General features: G+C 73.1%; 1 protein-coding gene. It reads right to left on the bottom strand.

Going from position 1 to position 1574, the window contains the following annotated elements; all coding sequences use genetic code 11:
- Window positions 1-362: 362 nt before the first annotated feature.
- Window positions 363-1235 carry an AraC family transcriptional regulator gene (locus AOK18_RS29920; RefSeq protein WP_055696329.1) on the bottom strand — a complete coding sequence of 291 codons (873 nt, stop codon included), beginning with the start codon at window positions 1233-1235 and terminating at the stop codon, window positions 363-365.
- Window positions 1236-1574: the final 339 nt, after the last annotated feature.

Below are 1574 nucleotides of genomic sequence, written 5' to 3' on the forward strand. Positions count from 1 at the left end.
TGCGTACGGTGCTGATCACCTGTCCCGTGCCGTGGGGGTCGGGGCCGGGGCTGAAGGGAGGGGTCATGGCGGCACCCTTGCCGAAAACCGTGAGCAGTTGGCGGGGAAGTGTCCCTCAGGCGCTCAGATGAGTGACATCTGGACAGTGAGGGCGGATGTGCTCACGGTTTCCCGGGGGTGGGTCCCTCCTGGAGGGCGGCGACGAACGACGACCGGCCCGCCACCGAGGAGATCCCCGCAGAGAAGATCCCATCGAGAAGAACCCACCGAGAAGACCCCCGCCGAGGAGCCGCGACCGCCGGAGGCCCCGCCCTGTCCTCGGCCACGCCCGCACGGTCGCCGTCCCCGCCGCACGCCGTCGTTCAGACCGCCGCCCGCTCCAGCTCCACGGGGATCCACAACTCCGCGTCCGCCCGCGCGGCGTCCTGCGACAGCCGGGTCCGCAGGATCTCCGGCCCCGGCCGGCTCCGGTACGGATGGGACGGGAACCACTGCGTGAACACGTCCCGCCAGAGGTACTGCAGTGCCTGCGGGAACGGCCCCGAGCTCTCGAAGACGGCCCACGTCCCGGCCGGCACGGTGAGCGCGTCCATGTCCTCCGGCACGGCGGCCCGGGTCACCACCCCGTGGTGGTAGTCGAGTTCGGTCCCCTCGGCCCGGCTCGGGTCGAGGTTCCCGCTCACCCCCACGATCCCCCGCGGCTCCTGGTCGGACAGGTCCCGCATGCGCCGCAACGTCTCCTCCCCGATGCCCCGGATGAAGTCGGCGATGGCGGGGTTCACCCCCTCGTGCACGAGGGGGACGCGCGCCTTCCTGCCGACCACACGGAACTCGTCCTTCTCCACGATCCTGTACCGCATGCCGCTGTTCCCTTCGACGGTGAGGCGGAAGGACAGCCGTTGCTGGGAGCACAGACTCGCACCGGAACGCCTGGCCTCGCCGGGGCCGACGCCGTGCATGACGCGGAACGCCCGCGCGAACGCCTCCCCGGACGTGTAGCCGTACCGCACCGCGATCTCCAGCAGCGTCCGGTCCCCGGCCAGCACCTCGGCGCCGGCCACCGTGAGCCGCCTGCGCCGGACGTACTCCGACAGCGGCATTCCCGCCAGCGCGGAGAACAACCGCCGGAAGTGGTACTCCGACGTCGCCGTGATCCGCGCCAGGTCGGCCACCTCGAGCCGCCGGTCGAGGTGGCGCTCGATGTGCTCCATGGCCTGGTTCAGCCTCTCCAGCACCCCGGCCTCCTTCCCTTACCTTTCGTCCCCCCACGCTAGGAGCGGTCCACCCTGCCGTACCCGACGATCCGTGCCCGGTCCGGTCGGGTACGGCAGGAGGCCGGCGACCCGCACCCGTCACACTCGCGTCGGCCACGGCAGGAGGCACGGGACGCCGCACCCGCTGCCACGCGGCGAGGCCGCGCTCCCGGGCGGCGCGGAACCGCCCACGCCGTTCACACCCCACCCCACACCCGCCTGCACGAGCGTCGGCGGCGCGAACGCCGCCCGGCGCCGTCCGGTGCCGCACGGGGATCCGGCCGGCGGCCGAGGGGCCCTCCCCGCCGGAGCGTCGGCGCA

This window comes from Streptomyces prasinopilosus (assembly GCF_001419695.1).
Lineage (GTDB): Bacteria > Actinomycetota > Actinomycetes > Streptomycetales > Streptomycetaceae > Streptomyces > Streptomyces prasinopilosus.